The 16,157-nt window shown below is 58.5% G+C and carries 12 protein-coding genes and 1 tRNA gene; 5 read left to right on the top strand and 8 right to left on the bottom strand.

Going from position 1 to position 16,157, the window contains the following annotated elements:
• Positions 1–1,166 precede the first annotated feature (1,166 nt).
• Positions 1,167–1,403: a hypothetical protein gene (locus ACQ86J_RS26620; RefSeq protein WP_431267898.1), complete on the bottom strand. Its 237-nt coding sequence runs from the start codon at positions 1,401–1,403 to the stop codon at positions 1,167–1,169.
• 230 nt (positions 1,404–1,633) lie between these two features.
• Between ACQ86J_RS26620 and ACQ86J_RS26615 the strand changes: the two genes are divergently transcribed.
• Positions 1,634–1,834, top strand: a complete 201-nt coding sequence (locus ACQ86J_RS26615; protein WP_431267897.1) for a hypothetical protein — start codon at positions 1,634–1,636, stop codon at positions 1,832–1,834.
• Between the two features lie 120 nt (positions 1,835–1,954).
• On the opposite strand, the gene ACQ86J_RS26610 is transcribed toward ACQ86J_RS26615, so the two are convergent.
• The gene (locus ACQ86J_RS26610; RefSeq protein ID WP_431267896.1) at positions 1,955–2,713 is read right to left on the bottom strand and encodes a hypothetical protein; all 759 of its coding nucleotides are present in this window, start codon (positions 2,711–2,713) and stop codon (positions 1,955–1,957) included.
• Between the two features lie 1,085 nt (positions 2,714–3,798).
• Positions 3,799–4,221: a hypothetical protein gene (locus tag ACQ86J_RS26605; protein ID WP_431267895.1), complete on the bottom strand. Its 423-nt coding sequence runs from the start codon at positions 4,219–4,221 to the stop codon at positions 3,799–3,801.
• 1,038 nt (positions 4,222–5,259) lie between these two features.
• Here ACQ86J_RS26605 and ACQ86J_RS26600 point away from each other — a divergent pair.
• Together ACQ86J_RS26600 and ACQ86J_RS26595 are read left to right on the top strand one after the other, a co-directional pair.
• Entirely contained in the window at positions 5,260–7,029 is a 1,770-nt protein-coding gene (locus ACQ86J_RS26600; RefSeq protein WP_431267894.1) for a hypothetical protein, read from the top strand.
• Between the two features lie 68 nt (positions 7,030–7,097).
• On the top strand, positions 7,098–8,837 hold the full coding sequence (locus tag ACQ86J_RS26595; RefSeq protein ID WP_431267893.1) for a hypothetical protein: 1,740 nt from the start codon (positions 7,098–7,100) through the stop codon (positions 8,835–8,837).
• Positions 8,838–9,422: 585 nt separating this feature from the next.
• Here ACQ86J_RS26595 and ACQ86J_RS26590 read toward each other — a convergent pair.
• Positions 9,423–9,773, bottom strand: coding sequence for an OmpA family protein (locus ACQ86J_RS26590; protein WP_431272541.1), 351 nt, complete (start codon positions 9,771–9,773; stop codon positions 9,423–9,425).
• Positions 9,774–10,389: 616 nt separating this feature from the next.
• Entirely contained in the window at positions 10,390–10,845 is a 456-nt protein-coding gene (locus ACQ86J_RS26585; RefSeq protein WP_431267892.1) for a lysozyme, read from the bottom strand.
• Positions 10,846–11,906: 1,061 nt separating this feature from the next.
• On the opposite strand from ACQ86J_RS26585, the gene ACQ86J_RS26580 reads away from it, so the two are divergent.
• Positions 11,907–12,452, top strand: a complete 546-nt coding sequence (locus ACQ86J_RS26580) for a recombinase family protein (protein ID WP_431267891.1) — start codon at positions 11,907–11,909, stop codon at positions 12,450–12,452.
• A 510-nt stretch (positions 12,453–12,962) separates the two neighbouring features.
• Positions 12,963–13,619: a hypothetical protein gene (locus tag ACQ86J_RS26575; protein WP_431267890.1), complete on the top strand. Its 657-nt coding sequence runs from the start codon at positions 12,963–12,965 to the stop codon at positions 13,617–13,619.
• A 59-nt stretch (positions 13,620–13,678) separates the two neighbouring features.
• On the opposite strand, the gene ACQ86J_RS26570 is transcribed toward ACQ86J_RS26575, so the two are convergent.
• The 3 genes from ACQ86J_RS26570 to ACQ86J_RS26560 all read right to left on the bottom strand — a co-directional run bounded on the left by ACQ86J_RS26570 (position 13,679) and on the right by ACQ86J_RS26560 (position 16,058).
• A complete protein-coding gene (locus ACQ86J_RS26570) occupies positions 13,679–15,088 on the bottom strand; it encodes a hypothetical protein (RefSeq protein ID WP_431267889.1) in 1,410 nt (469 codons plus the stop codon).
• Positions 15,089–15,315: 227 nt separating this feature from the next.
• Positions 15,316–15,390 (bottom strand) — tRNA-Thr (locus ACQ86J_RS26565).
• A gap of 227 nt (positions 15,391–15,617) precedes the next feature.
• Positions 15,618–16,058, bottom strand: coding sequence for a hotdog fold thioesterase (locus ACQ86J_RS26560; RefSeq protein ID WP_431267888.1), 441 nt, complete (start codon positions 16,056–16,058; stop codon positions 15,618–15,620).
• Between the last annotated feature and the right edge of the window lie 99 nt (positions 16,059–16,157).

Genomic DNA, 16,157 nt, shown 5'->3' with positions numbered 1-16,157 from the left:
GCCCGGCACGACGGCAACGGCGGCATGGCCTGCCGGGCGAGATAGCCGGCATCAGCCCAGGCCAGGTCTAGGGTCGGGCCGCGCGCGCAGGCCGGACTATCGCCAGGACGGCGCCGTCGCGGGCCTGGATCCCGGCCGAGTTCACCACGACGCGCAGCGGCAGGCGGGGGATCGTCGGTCAGCAGGTACCGCTTGCCGGCGTCCTGGCGGCCGACCGGGTCCATCCGAGGTCCCCCTTCGGCTGCCCGGGCAGTCTGGCTGTCGAGGATGCCGGGATGCCGGCGCCCGGGTCGGGCTCCCGCCGCTGCGCTGAGGCCCGGCCTCGACCAGCGTCGCCGCGATCGCCCCTCGCACCCTGCGGCCCCGCATTTCCGTCGTCCTCCGCCGCCAGCCAGGCGTCGCCGGCGGGATCAGCCGCTACAACCCAGGCTGCGTCGACGCAACGCCGTTCCGGTCAGGTCCTGGGCGAAGGCCGCCCCGGCGAGGATGTTCGGGTGCAAGCGAGAATGGTGCTGCCAGAGAGGATTGAACTCTGCATGTTCTGAGGTCGGTCGGAGAATATATATACAATTCAAGCCGTTGACTATAGAACGCACAACGGGCGATGGTAAATTGTGTGCCGCTGTGTGTGCCATCCTGGGTGAGGTGACCAATTCGCGAAAGGCGTGGTAAGCGTGCGCCTGGAGGGGCTCCTAGTCAGTCTCGTACCGTCGCTTCCAGGCATAGGTCAGCCAGGCGTGGCGGGGCTTCTCGCCGCACTGCGAGCAGCGTAGCCGCAGCCCGATGTTCTCCAACGGCGTACTGCCACCCAGGAGGCCGATCAGCTCGTCACGACTGAAGGTGCGCTGGCGGCACCTGCACTGCACGCACACGCCCTCACCTAGCCCCAAGTCCGTCACGGTGAGCTGCTTCCGCATGGCGAGAACATACGCAGAACACCGCACGAAGGTTGCAAGCGCAAAGTTGTGACGCTCGCAGTATGGTGTGGGGATGGACATGTGGATACTGCGGAATAGCCCGGCTGCCCTAGCAGGGTCACAGCGCCAAGCCCCTACAGCACAGCCTCACGCACAGCAGCGCGGCCCAGCCCCTGTGCGGGGCTCTCAGGAGCAGCAGCACAGATGAGGTGTGACAAGACAACCGACGTTGCTACCAGGCCCAAAGTGTCAGCTGTCTCGATATGCCTGCAGCAAGGCGATCACCTGCTCCGATTGGTTCATTAAACAGTCAACCGCGATATATGCGAACACTTTGGGGTCTCGCCTATCGGCATCCGCAGGCAAATTCGGCAGAAGACCGTCGTGCAAGATGCTGAAAAGCTTGCGTCTAATTTCTCGATCAAGATCAGCGGCTACCGCCGACTGCTCAGTGTCGTCCTCGTCACCCTCGTCGTCCAGCCACACCTGCCTGGCCATTGCTGTCTTAGCCCCACAAGAGATAGTTTTTTCGGTGCCACGACTACCGTATGGGTGTGAGCATGAGGCTGTCGTGCCGCATGGGCGTGCTTAACGGAAAACTCACAGCCAAAGCGGGAGAAACCCGCAGGCGCCACCAATGCAGCATCAGCATCGCGTCACACAAGCGCCTGGTGGTTTCGGGTTGCTAGCGTCACTCAGGGCCAAGCAGATCCTTCTTGCCTGTTTTCAATGATCCGCTGAACGTCAGCGAGCCATTTCATCTCACCAATCCTGCTAACGACAGGTGTGATGTTCGCCACTCCACCAAGCACCGCTACCACCAAGGTGTAGGCGACAGCTTTGCCAAGCGGCTTTTTGATCTGATCCTTGGCTTCTGTGGCAATGTCACCAGCAGCACTAATCGCAAGAATTTATAGTCTTGCTGACCAGGTTCTCGAGGGTGCGAAGCGTTGCGAACGCTGCGCGCTTTGCCGCCCTACCAGGTGATGCTCTCAACTCAGCAAGGTGTCTGATTGTCTGCGGAACCTCTGGATCGGCTAGCTCCGGTGTGCGCTCCGCTCATCAGCAATCTTCTTCGCTCCTTCCTTTAACGGCAGGAGATCACGTTCATCAAGCTGATCAATGATGTCGTTCTCAGTGAAGCGTTGCCAATCAGGAAACTGTGCAACGTAGGCGGACACCCAACGTGAATAGGTGCCCAACAGATTGCCGGTGATGTCTGGCAACTCGCTCAAATAGCCCTTCACAACCACTTCCACGCTCTGATTTGCCATAGCGACGCGAATGACGTTCTGGTCGTCACGAAGCAGATCGTGGAGGTATTGCAGCTCAGCGATAAGTCGACGATCGCAGTTCGAAGCTGCAAGATCCATAAGCAATCTGCCGCCCCGGCTGATCAACTCCTGCCTCGCTACCTCCGCATTGTCTCGGTCCTCGATCCCCGCCTCACTGCTCTTTTTGACTAGCACGAGCCGTCCGTCGCGAACTTCAAACTGCGCAGGGGCGATTCTTTGCTCGGGAACGGCCTGCGCTAGTTTTGAAAGCGTGCCGCGCGCTTCCAGCCGCGAAAGTATGCCAACATCCAGCAGAGCATTCGTTTTTCCAGACTGAAGTTCCGGTGAAATACGCTGGAAGGCAATACTAGGACTATTTAAGAACTCATTTATTTTTTGAAATGCTGCTACCGCCGTTGAGATGTCTTCGTTTGGCGATGAGAGCACGCCGACAGCGCCAGAAGATACTGCTCTACGGAGACTCTGAGTTGCTGTAAGCAGACTGTCGTTCTTATCCATCATCGGTAAAGCACGGCGCAATTTGGAAGGAACCCGTTTCCAAACGCTACCGAGTTTTATCTGCTGTCCGGCACTATGCAACACGGGCGTCTGGGCAAGCGTGCGTAGGACTTCGGCAGCGACCGCAGGCGTAACAGCACCGTCCGGCTCAGCCTCGTTACCACTTGCACGGTAAAAGCCCCCTAGAGCTTTCCTGGACGTGTACCGCTACCGACATCGCCGGCCGTGTATTCAGCCTGTTGAGGCCATCAAGCAATGACTCAAGATAGGCAGCGACGATATTCACTATCGGATCTCGGAACATTAGCGTCACGCCCTTCCTGGAGGGAGGTCTGAACCAACACCTAGCTCTAACCCCGGGTGTATAGCCCCTTCAACCCTTTGACCTGACCTATTGGGCACCGCCCACCAACTGTTTCCGACGAGCACAGATCGCAGGATCAATTCCCTCCTGACTAAATACGACACAAGGCAGGAGGAATTATCCCATGAACCTACAAGAACAGCTGAACGCTATCCTGGCGAAGATTGCAGCACTTAGCACGCGCATTTGGAATGCTGGAGAAGGCCGCGAAGGATGCCGCCGCCGAGGCGCCGAAGGTCGCTTAATGGGCGACTTGGAAAACCTGATCGCAGATCTCGTGGTCAACGCCAGACGGAAGAGTCCTGCCTGCATATCGGTGAGGTGGAACGCCACGGCCGAATCCGACGGGTACCATCCGTCTAGCGCGAACCACTAGCCAACGTGAATTTTGACTAAGGTCAGCACTGCCGTTATCATCGCTACCAGGGCTGCAACTGCGCCTTTTGAAATTCGACAATTCGCCAAAGAATACCTGATACAAACCGAATGACAGAAAAAGTGATCCCGTCCCTATTGCCCAGGGAAAGATTTGCGATAACAGCGCTGCAAAGTAGCACATTGAGCATATATGCGAAGTAGATTTGCGCCAACAAGAAACTTATATATTGAGGATACTCTCTTAATCCCGCAGACGGCAAGAATCCGAGAGCAATGTTCATAAAAATTCCGAATAAACTTATTATAATATAGCTGCCTACCAAAACTATCGAGGATCCCAACAGGCTCAAAAAAACAACAGCCATCGCCTACTGCGGCGACGAGCCTCACTGGCCCACTTAATAAACCCCATCAAACCCCGACGGCGAATTAAAAGCGCCACAAAAATCCATAAGAAATAAATGAATAGCAGTTTCCAGGCAGTCTTTGTGTCGTCTCCTAATTTAATAGAAAAAGCCAATGCCGCTGTTTGAAGCGCACAGGCGACCCACCATGTCACTATCAAAATAAGAAATTGGTAATCTTCGTCATGTAAGCGCGACGACAGGTTGTTCTCATTTATATCATCGATCCAAAGTGTGAGTTCTTCCAAAAATGTCTGGATGGCTTGTCTTTGAAACGGTCTCACAATAAAATCTGCAAGGTTCAACATCACCATTAGGACGCCCACGCTGACGCTCACCGTCAGAATACCGTTCCAGATCGACATGCGTCGCTACCTACTTACCGTTTTGAACCGAGCCGTTTCCGTACATGCGACTCAGGGACAGCATGGCTTTCTTGTTCGAGCGCCAACCGAGTCCAGCGGTCAACGACAGACGGAAGAGTCCCGCCTGCATATCGGTGAGGTGGAACGCCACGGCCGAATCCGACGGGTACCATCCGTCTAGCGCGAACCACTAGCAGCACTCCACAAGGACGCTGGCAAATCGCGCGGTCGCAAGGAATTCCCAGAACTCCAACCGCGCAATATCACGGACGCGTTCATCAAGCTTGAAGACATCCTGGATGGCCACATTAAGCGCGGCGAAAACAGCGCAGCACGACGGGCGGAACGCCTATGAGTCGCTGCCGGCCCGTCCCCTGACTCATGCGCAGATTCTAGCCGTCTGGGCCGACACCCGCACCATCAGTCTAGCAACCGAGGACCAAGGGGTCTCGGGCACCATGGTGCGGTTGATCCTGGATGGCAAGATCCATCAAGCCACCAACGGTGGACCTAACCCGGCTACCCAGTGGGGAGCGGGTCGCACCAAGAACCGCCGGCGTACCGATGCAACCCAGGCGGCGAGGAGCTAACATATAACATATGAAGTCGCGATGGGCCGACCCAGCGGAACCGGCTTTCGTCATCTTTGGCGCAGACCTCCTCGCAATCCAGTTGAGGAGAAAGGGCACGCAGCGGTTCTCATTGAAGACTCGATCAGGAATCGCTCGATCCACTTCCGCGAATCTGTTATGATGTGATCATGACGTTGACACTGCTTTAGTCCGTCTGCGCTCCGTGGCTGGCGGCGCTTCCATCTCGTTACAGGCCAGAATACATAGATGCCCATATTATGTGGCGAAGGCACGCCCCCACCCTGACCATCCTCCAGCCGCGCGACGCGGCAGGTAATATCACTTCAATGGCGAAGACCTTAGTTCGCCACGATGACGGTTCACTGTTCGCCGAGATTGGCGACTTCCGGCCCTCCCGCTTCAAAGGGTGGACGCTCCCCGTCACCGAGTCGACCGCTTTGCGGAGTTGCTGTCCTACGCCAGTGAGGTGGGCGGTTGCGTCGTCCACGGTGAGATCATCCCTGGCACCGACACCGGCAACATGCGCCGCCGCTCGACACCGAAGCCGAACGAGCCCGCTACCATCCGCGACCGCGTGGTCCCCTATATGGTCCTCGATATCGACAGTCTGCCGTTACCTGAAGGCATGTCGGTCGAGACTGACCCCGAGGAGATCGTCAGATTCGCCCTAGGTCGCATCGGTGCCCTGAAGGGTGTGTCGTGCTGGTATCATCACTCACACTCCGCCGGTACGACGCGAAAGGTGAAGCTGCACCTAGCGTTCTGGCTCGGCGCCGAAGGCAGGACGTGCCTCCAATTAGAACGCTGGGTGAAGTACCAGAACGAGTTCGCGGACGCGAAGCTACTTGATCCGGCGCCTTACAGCCCCGCAGACTTCATCTTTCTCGGCAACCCGACACTGTCCGGGGGTGTGTCGGACCCTGTGCCGGCGGGGAAGCGGTACGGCGTAATCCGAGGCCAGGAAGACACCCTGTACCTTGATGTGCCAGAGACGTGGAAGCCGGAAGGTGAACGGCGCAACCGAGATCAGCAGATCATCGGGTCCGGTGTTGGCGTCAAAGGCGTCGCAGGGGTGCTCAAGCGGTTCGGTGCCGAATGCCACGACGTGATTGTGGATGCGGCAAAAGCGGCATTCCGTGCGCGAGAGTTGTCGGTAGACGATGACGCACTTGCAGACCGGATCGAGCGTGCTCTCTTGGCGGCGAAATGGGGTCCCGAGCGATCGGCCGCTTACCTCAGTACCGAAGCGGCAGGTATCCCTCGTGCGGTGAAGTGGTACCGTGCCACGACGCTTGCGACGGTCCAAGCGACGCCATACGGCGTGCCAGCGCCAAGGTTCCCCACCGCTGATACCGCTATCACGGCGCTTGACGAATCACTGGACAGTTTTTTCGCCCGGCTGACCGAGCACAATGACGCCGTGATCGCGGCAATCGGTAAGGAAGGCGTGGAGGTTCCTCCGCCACCGCTGATGGCGGTGAAGGCAACAACGGGGGTTGGTAAGACCCGCGGCGTCGTCGCCCGTCTCCTCGATTCACCGTGCCAGACGATCCTCTATGCAGCACCGACACACGCCGTGCTGGAGGAAATTCGCGAGGCGTTGGAACGGGAAAGCGCAAAGCGTCCGGGCGAGTGGGTCGAGATCATCCACATCATCGGACGCACGCACTTGGACACACGGACCAAAGAGCCGACGATGTGTAAACGTGCGGGGGTGGTCAGCGAGGTCCAGCGCGCGGGGGGCGACACGGGCAAACTGTGCTTCGATAAGGATGCCGGCACGCAATGCCCGTTCTACGATGGTTGCCCGTTCATCGAGCAGCGCGAGCGCTTAAAGGCGGTGGAGAAGACCAACACCCGCGCCATCTACCTGATGGCGGTGGACACGCTGCCTCATCGTCTCCCCGGCGGCGTGCGGAATCCCAATCTCGTTGTGATTGACGAAAGTTTCTGGGGCTCGCTGGCCAACGAGGGGAAGGCGGTGTCTCACCTCAAGCTGGAGACGATTCGCGGCATCAAGTGGCAGGTGCTGGATAACGTGAAGCTCGATGGTGTGCTCATCAACCAACGGGTTTTGCCGGCTGCCACGGCGGGATTGATGGCACTATGGCAGCAGTTCACCGTGATGCTGGAAGCGTGCGAGGAACATGCAGACAGCGCCGGATACTTCCCCCCAGCGCGATCACCATGCCCGAGAGGGAGATGGACAGGCTAAGGACGCTCTTAGCCAAATGTCGCGTCAACGTAGACCTCGCCATCGGTGGTGGGGGGCACAGCGATGCCATGGTGAGCAAGGCATTAGCCAAGGTCGGGGAGGTGAACAGCCGGGTCGTGGTGTTCCGCGCGTTGCTCGATGTCTTCAAGGTCGAGGCGGCGAAGACCGTGGCGACAATGACCGGCCAAGTTTCGGTGCGAGGGGGTCAGGTCAGGTTCCGCCGTGCGAGGACGCCGAGCGCGTTGGAAAAATGGGAAACCATCCCGACGCTGTTCCTCGACGCCGACCTCGACCCCGAGATCATCCGCCGCTGGTGGCCTGGGCTGCGCGATGAAGAGGTGATCGACGTCACCTGCGGGTGGTCGCCTCACGTCAGGGTCGTACAGGTGCGGGGAACCAGCTTCTCGAAAACTTGGGCGGTAGGGTACGGGAGGGATATGGCGGAGACGAAGCGCGTCGCAAAGCACCAGAGTGACCTAAATGCTTTCATTCGCCATGCGATGGCGGTGAACGGTGCTGCGATTAGTGAGACCATGATCATCACCTACAAGGGAACAGCCGAGGCGCTGGGCGAGCGGTTCAAGGATGACGACTTGTACGCTGTGCCGGAGGACCCGGCGGCGTGGCGCAGCGTCGGATGGTTCAATGCCTTGGCGGGTATGGATCGCTGGAAGGACGTGAAGGTCGGGTTCGTGGTCGGTCGGCCGCAAGCTACGCCAGAGCAGTTCAGTGATCTCGCTCGCTCGCTCTGGGGCCATGAGGACCGCGATTGGGCGGACGTGGAACCAGACGCGCAGGGATTCAAGAAGGCGCCTGTGAAGCGCTACAGGGTCCATACGCAGGATAGTGCGATGCCTGCCACCACGGGGGCTCAACTGATGCCGGATGAACGCTGCGACCGGGTCTATCGCCAGATCACATGGGGTCAGTCGATGCAGGCGGATGGGCGGATTAGGCCGGTTCATCGGACCGCTGACAAGCCATGCGTCCTGTTCGTGATGGGGGAACTGCCGCGCGGGATGCAGGTTGATGAAGTGGTTTATTGGGACGACGTGATCGTGGATCGCTTCGACGTGGCGGTTGCCCGTGCCGTTGCGGGGGGCGGTGTAGTGCCTTCGTCGGCTGGAGGATTGGCGAAGTTCGCGCCTGACCTGTGGAAGAACGCGAAAGCTGTGGAGAAGGATTGCCGATCTCAGGTGGACGATGATGAGGTGTCGGTCAGTCTGACGGACAAGCTGGAAGGCGCGACGCGGAAGTTGGCGGCGCTGACAGGGGGTAAGCCCCCTCTCCATGCTATAGGACTATCTCATAGCACGGAGAGGGGGCTTAGCGATAAAACTAGCCCGCCGCCCGATGGTCCATCGGGCCAACTCCGGCTCGCTCGCGTTCCTGGTAGCCCGCTCTCGTGGCTGCGCGTCCCCTCGTCCGCGCCCGCCGCACTCTCCGACGCTCTCACCGCCGCGTTTGGTCCAACGATCTCTCGAGTTCGCGTCGAAAGTGGCGATTGGATCGCATTCGCTGACCTCCGCATCGCTGAAGCCCAATACGCCAATGCGAAACTCGCTGAACAACTCCGCCGGCTGAACGCCGAGACGAGCAGGACCATCTATGGCGTGGAGCAAGACGACGATCTTCCTGAACCCATGACTCCGCGCGCCAAGTTCCGCCACCGTGCGGGCCTTGGTCGGGTAGAGCGTGCTCGCAGGAGAGGCAACGTTGCAGCGATCTACCGCAACACCGCCGAGGCTGTGCTCTGGCTGCTCGGCGAGGCACTGGCCTTCGAGTCGGTGGCGTGGGTCAGAAAGTAGCCCCTGATTGAAAATACTTTAAGCGGCTGCGGGTGCCCGTCAGGGCACCTTCTCCGGCTGTAATTTCCACCCCGCGCGGCACCTGTCGCCCTCTCAACTGCCCCCCGACTCTATGGGTTCGGTCCCTCCAAACTCAATTATGCGCCAGTCTGGGAGCGTTGTCTTTCAGTGCTCCATGATCAGTTTCTGGCCCTAGGGAACTGCGGAGTTGGTCGTTTAAGTGGCGCGGTGCCTACCTGCATCACAGCAGTTCTCGCGCGCTTAGAACCGTGGAACGAGGGAGCGCTGGTGTTCGAGAATGACTCAGTATGCACAGGCGTTCAGGAATCTCATCGTCGAGCGGATGCTGTCGACGGCGAGCGCGACCATTTGCCTTATATCTCGCGGAATGCGCCAACGAGCGCCACGCCGACCTACCCACCATCCGACGGCCTCGCGCGCAGCGCTTAGGATGTGAAATCAATCGCGATGTATGCGCAACGCCGAGTTTGAAATCGATGCCTCAGACGATGGTCGAGCCCTATCCGAAGCAAGCCCCAAAACGCATTATTCTCCGACACGCTGCCCCGTGCCGGGCAGTTCATCTCATCGCAGAACAATCTCTACCCGCCTATTCTGAGGTTCCCTTACACCGTCTGCCTCGGGCACCAATGGTCGACTGCTCCCGTACGCACTTACAACGATTCTTTGTCGCGGAACACCTTGCCGTATCAACTCAGCGGCCACGGAATCAGCACGAAGCTGCGAAACTCGTTGCGCGTAGAAAGGCTGATTAAACGAGTCCTCATGGCCTGCAACCTCGATAACGTTACTACCCAAAGCACGCGCATTAGATGCAGCCTCTGCAATGATTTGCCGAGCACGAGCTGTTAGGTCCGATCGGTCATAATCGAAAAATGTTAGGTACGTCCTGACCGATGGCCGCCCTTGAGACATGGGAATTGGTGGCGGCCTGCATCGTTCAAATTCGCGGGTCGCTGCTGCGACGGAGCGATCCCGACTTGGATAGTAGTTGTCGGTGTCTGGACGCAATCTATCAAGGATGTCGATAAGTTCCTCCGACCGAGCGTTCATGATGGCCGCGATGCACCCAGATATCGCATCGGCCTCCAGCTCTTTATCCAGTCGCGACAAATAAGACCTTGTGCCGAAATGATTTAGCACCAAATGGCCAAGCTCATGTCCAAAGATAATTATTGCCTCAGTTCTAAAGTTCTGTTGTTGGCAGAATCGTGATTCTAATATTTAATCCTACCACCTCACGAACCCACACTGGGTTGTACAGAACGTATTCTCGTCCGTTTACATAATTAGATTGAACTTTTGATACTGAAGGACACGGCACAACGGCCAAATTATTCACATTGCGCCTGAGCGCATTCGAGATTTGTATTAGTAAATTTTTCTACGTCAGATGGCGCGAACCCTAATGCCATTCCCCCGTTCTGTGCATATTCTTGGATACACGACATCTGAGCCTGTGCGTCTCTAACGACGCCCATGGCCGCGAACTGTGCGAAAAACGCAAGGCTCGTAATTTTTAGCCTTCTCATCATGGTCTGCCAGTCCTGATGTCGAGCAATTCCTCGGCGTCAGGTGCCGCCCCGAGTTGCCCGCAATCCTGACGCCGAAAGCGGGGAGAAGAAATATTGACATCGCCGCGAAACATCGCGGATTCGCAACTCCTTCTTGTAACGAGACCGTCAAGGACCCTTCCATTCGATTTAACCCACCGCATGAACTCCCTTTCTGCACCCTCGAACTCGCCATTGTTGACAAGTCTCAAAAGACGAGACCTTGAAAATGCACCAATCCCAACATTAAAGGTGAACGAAACCAGAGCGCCAAATTGTGCATCATCTAACGGAGCCTGCAGGAGATTATTCACAGCCGCCCGGGCTATCCGCGTATCCGCCTCAAGCAACAAGCTTCCGGTGGTCCGAGACATTGGTTGCCCATACGCTTGCAATTCAGCAAACGCTGCAGCGCACGGTTTCTTAGCGACCAAATGTCCGTAGCCAATTAGTACAATATGATGCGGCGTCGTTGTACGCTGCCGCAGACCAGCCTTCGAAGTCCTTGATCATGTTGAGCGCAGTTGCGACAATACTTCGTATCGGACCGGTATCGGCGATTCCAAGCCCGTCAAGAGCCTCTATTTGAGCACCGGATGTTATATGATTAGGATCGTAAAGGAAGTTTTGTGCCAACGAGGAAGTAAAGACCATGATTGTCAATACGATGACGATACATCTAACAAACATGATGCACCTCATTTCCTCCTACCTTTTCTTGACGGAGCCAAGATTGATTGATCACCAGCTTCGCCGCAGTTTCATAAAGCGTATACGAACCGGCGGGCCGAATGGCGCTCACATGTTCGACAGCAGCCCTCGGTATTGAATCAACTAATTGAATCATTTGGCAGGCACGGTAGTTGGTTGTTGCTGCTCCCCGCCCATCGGGCGCACGAGAGGCCTCGCTGTGATCCCGGTCATCCACCCTCACGTTTTTCTCTCGTGCTGATTGGAGGGGGTGAGTGTCAGCCGGGACGGCCAGGAACCGAGAAAGGTAATCGGCGCTGCTTGGCGGACAGTTTGGTTACATCCCGCGCCATGAGTGGGCTAGGCGCTGAAGCCATTACGAACAAATGTGTGACGGGGTGAGACAGACCAGGGGCGGTCTACTACGCGTCTCCCCCTTCAAGTGTACTCAAAGGACCGTACGTCACCTGTGTCCTCATGCGGCGCTCAGGTTACCCCCGCTACGGGTCCCCTCCGGATCAGTGTTACTGCGGCCGGTCGTAAACGGGCCGCCGAGCGTTGCGGAAGCATTGCAGGCTCACCCGTCACTGGGACAACTTTCAGCGCTCGCAAGTTGCAAATCGCCCGTTTCCTTTGGTCCGAGTTCGCAGCACTGCCGAGCGACGTTCCAATCCGTTGTTTTTGGGTATACCCGGACAGCACACGACAACGAGACGTTATCCATGTTCTTTTAGGGTTGTTCCGGCAATTCCGAGACACTAGAAAGCATGGATCTAGACCCAAACGAGACAGTGGAGCGCACACCATGGGTACGATGATCGGCTACGCTCGCGTCAGCACCACAGACCAGGACCTGGCGCTCCAGATCGATGCCCTAAAGGCTACGGGCTGCACCGTCATCCGAACAGAGAAGCGCAGCGGGACGACCACAGAAGGCAGGAGTGAACTCGCCACCATCCTCGACTTCATACGCGCCGGTGACACCCTGTGCGTGACCCGCATCGATAGACTTGCGCGTAGCATCGCCGACCTTGCCACCATCGTGCGGACGCTGGAGAGCAAGGGAGCGGCGCTGAAGGCGACCGAACAGCCGATCGACACCTCGACCGCCGCAGGCCGTGCCTTCCTCCAGATGCTGGGCGTCTTCGCTGAGTTCGAAACCGCGATCCGCAAGGAACGCCAGATGGAGGGCATCGCCCGCGCGAAGCAGGAAGGCGTCTACCAAGGCCGTCCGCCCTCGATCAGCGCCGATCAGATCCGCGCTTTGAAAAGCCAGGGCTTGGGTGCAACTGCCATCGCGGAGCAACTTCGCATAAGCCGGGCCTCTGTTTACCGGATCCTGGATGTATGATAGCAAAAAATTGCTGTATAACGCTGTCTGACGCAACATTATCTCAAAAACGGCGTGGGCGCGGCAATGAGAAGACTGCCTGCTATCTAGAAGCTCGGGTATCGATTCAATGTCCGATTTCTAGCTTCGCCTTGGATAATGACCTCGGGTGAAATCCGCCTTAAAGCGGGAAAAACATGTCTGAAGCCGTACAACAATTCCTTCAGCACCTGCAGCGGTTTGACTTGGCCATGCTGCTGAGCGCGTGTGAGGTTTCCATCGTTAACGGCGAAGGCTGCGGCTTTCGAGGACGAGGCTGGAACAGCCAAGAGGTAGTGATTTATGCCCCAGCGCCGGTCGATGACGCTCTGAGGGGGCTACCGCCGGAGGACAGGAAACGAGATTGCGGAAGCAGCCTGCAGCAGTCATCCTGACTTTAGAACTCCTGAAGATATCCGTGTTGAACGACGCGAAGGAAGTGTTGCGGGCACGGTTGCACTCCTGTCAAATCTTATCATTCAGCGGGCGACCATGATCTCGGTCGCAACCGGTGGCGAACGTATCCAAGACACGAATGATTACTACGTTGCCCGCGAGGCACGCATAAGGGACGCTCTGCCGTCGGAGGTGCAGTATGTTAATCCCCACGCTGACCTGTGGCATTGGTATCACCACTGGAAGGACAACCTGGCTTCCTACGCGGAACGGCGGAAATATGTTCGGATGCTCTTCGCGCCAGCCATCGGCTCCTTAGCCCGGCGCCCATCGCTTCCTATCCGACAGCGAGAGTCGACAGGGTGGGAACGTGTAGACCGAGCAATGGCGAAAGTGGGGGCGCAACTTGAAACGGCATCGGCTGAAGAGGATTTCCAGGCAATCGGACTGCTTTGCCGAGAAGTCATCATCTCCCTTGCGCAGGCGGTCTACGACCCTGCCATCCATGAGTCGTTAGATGGTACGAAGCCAAGCCTGACGGATGCTAACCGAATGTTAGAAGCCTTTATCTTGCATGTGTTTCCCGGTGAAAGTTTCAAAGAGGTCCGTGCTCACCACCGAGCATCGCTCGCGCTCGCTCTAAATCTACAGCATCGCCGCACCGCAACGCGCCAACTGGCGGCGCTCTGTATAGAGGCCACTGCTTCGACCTGTGCTGTCGTTTCAATAATCGCGCGCCCGCCGGCGGGGTGACAAGTTTCTTTCCCATACGAGGGGCTTCTCGGTTCTTTTCCGTGGTTTACCGAGGGCCGTCAAATCGGGGAACGTAGCCTGCTAAGTTCCTTCAAAACTTCGCCCGGCATACGTCGAAACCCCTTCCCGTAACCCGCGCCAGCGTTCCTTGGGTTATTGCGTCCGGTAATCGCATCAACAATCTCATCTGACGCGCGGACCCTGCGCAACTCATCTTCCATACGATGGCGCCAAGAGTGTGCCGGCGCCTTATTGGTGCCTTTGATGCCGACCGTAGCGCGTACCCATTCACTATGACGAGTCGTCGCCGGGCTTACGCGCGAGCCTGAAGGATCGGGTGGAATGGACGGGAACAGAGGTGCAGCAGGGTCAGCCGGGAGGGTGGCCAAATAGTCCAAGAAGCCTTCGCCGATGAGCGCCGGATGCAACGGAATCATCCGCTGGGCAGTGGCGTTCTTGCCCTGCCGCTTCTCGTTGGGGCTGACATCGAAGATCCAAACTGCATCTACCTGCCGCACGTCACGGCGTCGCATTTCGACAAGCTCACTGATCCTTGCTCCCGTGAAGCAGAGGACCCAAGGTATCCAACGTAGCCAACCGCTTTCAGCCCGTGCAGCCTCTAAAATCAGCGCTGCTTCATCGTCGTCGTAGGGTGTGCGCGGCTCCGGTCCTTGGCGCGGCGCGCGGGGCGCGAGCCCTGCAAAAGGATTGGTTAGGAGCATACGATTCTTCGCGGCCCACGAACAAACTGCTCCCGCGTTCAGAATATCATCCTGCACCGTACCGGGGCTTATTCCCTCATCGAGGCAAGCCGCCTTGAACCGCACCACATCGTCAGCCGTGATGCTCCTCACGTCATCGAAGCCTAGGAACACACTCACTCGGCGGAAGGCACCACCGTATTTTTTTAAGGTGGCTGGCGACGGCTGAGACTCTGCCGCCCAAGCTTCAACCAGCTTCGCCGCACTCAAAGGCTGGTCCGCCTTCGCGTCCCCGATGGCTGACGCTGCTTCCATCCGGACGTTCAACGGTAGTTCCTCAGCCGGGTAGCCAAGGCCCAGAAGCGCGGTAGCTGCGTCGCTAGTGGTCCGCAGAACTTCGGTCCGTATCGCGTCTCGAATGCGAGCCTGTGCCTCTGGAGGAAGCTTCGACCCCGGCAATGGGGCTAGCGGTGCGGGACGGGATATGGCCCATTCAGATTGAAAAAACTCGGTGGCAAGGCGCGCCATTGCCAGTTCAGCGTCCTCAATGGGACCGAATGTCTCTGCCGTGAGTGCGTCAGCAATCGCAACCACCTGCCCGCGCTGTTCCACTGTCAGGCTACGCAACCACGCATCCGTAGTCTTCGATGGTTTGGCGGTGGTGTAGGCGTCGCATTGCCGCTGATACTCTTGGTCAACCTGACTGTAGCAAGCCCACGCTGTTCGCGAGTCGGTGGTCTTCAGAGAACGCTGGAAGAACTCCCCCAAGTCTGGATGGAGCCGGCGCACGTAAGTAGACCATCGCCGCTTGTAGGTGAGGGTCTTTGCAGCTCCGATTGGACCAACGTGCGGCGGCAATGCGTCACTGCCAATCCCGGCTATCCGCTTCCCCATCGCGTCCTACTTGTGTAGCAGAATGTGTGAGTGATTGTGTGCCAAAAAGCCCGCTTAGTCAATGACCAGCGGGCTAAACGCATGATTCCAAGAGGTTCGGATGGTGCTGCCAGAGAGGATTGAACTCTCGACCTCTCCCTTACCAAGGGAGTGCTCTACCACTGAGCTACGGCAGCCACCGGCCCGGAAGCCCGCGCTCTCTAACGGGTCGCCCCCGCCGCGCAACCCCTTCGAGTGGCACGCGCGGCGACATCCGGGTGGGGCCGCTTCCGCCACCGGGGCAACCACCCGGTAAGGATTTGGATGCCAAGCTCAGCCCTCCCGGACGGGCGGCAGGACGCCGTCCGCGCAGGAGGAGCCAATACGGCCCATGATCCATCGCGTTTCGCCCCGGCATCCACGCTCACCCGGCCCGGCCGCCGCGCACCTCCCGCACCACGGTGGTCAGGCGCGACACGCAGCTGAGCCGCCCGTCACCGCGCCGGATCTCGATCTGCCAGACCTGCACGCTGCGGCCGAGTTGCAGCGGCCGGCAGACTGCCTCCACGCTGTCGCCCTTCGGCACCGCGGCCAGGTGGTTGGCATTCACCTCGAGCCCCACCACCGTCCAGCCTTCCTCCAGCGCCATCACACCGCAGACCGACCCGACCGTCTCGGCCAGCACGACGCTGGCACCGCCATGCAGGATGCCGGCCGGCTGCACATGGCGCTCGTCCACCGGCATGGTGGCGCGGACGTAATCCTCACCCATCTCCACCAGCCGGATCCCAAGCAGGCCGGGCAGCGTCGTCGCATGCGTCCCGGCGAAGACCTCGGGCGGCAATGGCCGTTTCCAGATGCCCATGACTTCATGCTCCCGCCACCGTTCGGGGCAGGATGGCGGGCTGCCGGACCGTGTCAAATCGCCCATACCCCGCGGGGCCGCCGACACCCTGTGGTTGAC

It is taken from the genome of Dankookia sp. P2, assembly GCF_050632255.1.
Classification (GTDB): domain Bacteria; phylum Pseudomonadota; class Alphaproteobacteria; order Acetobacterales; family Acetobacteraceae; genus Paracraurococcus.
Note: the sequence above shows the minus strand (reverse complement) of the source record. Positions and strands in the feature narration are given on the sequence as shown.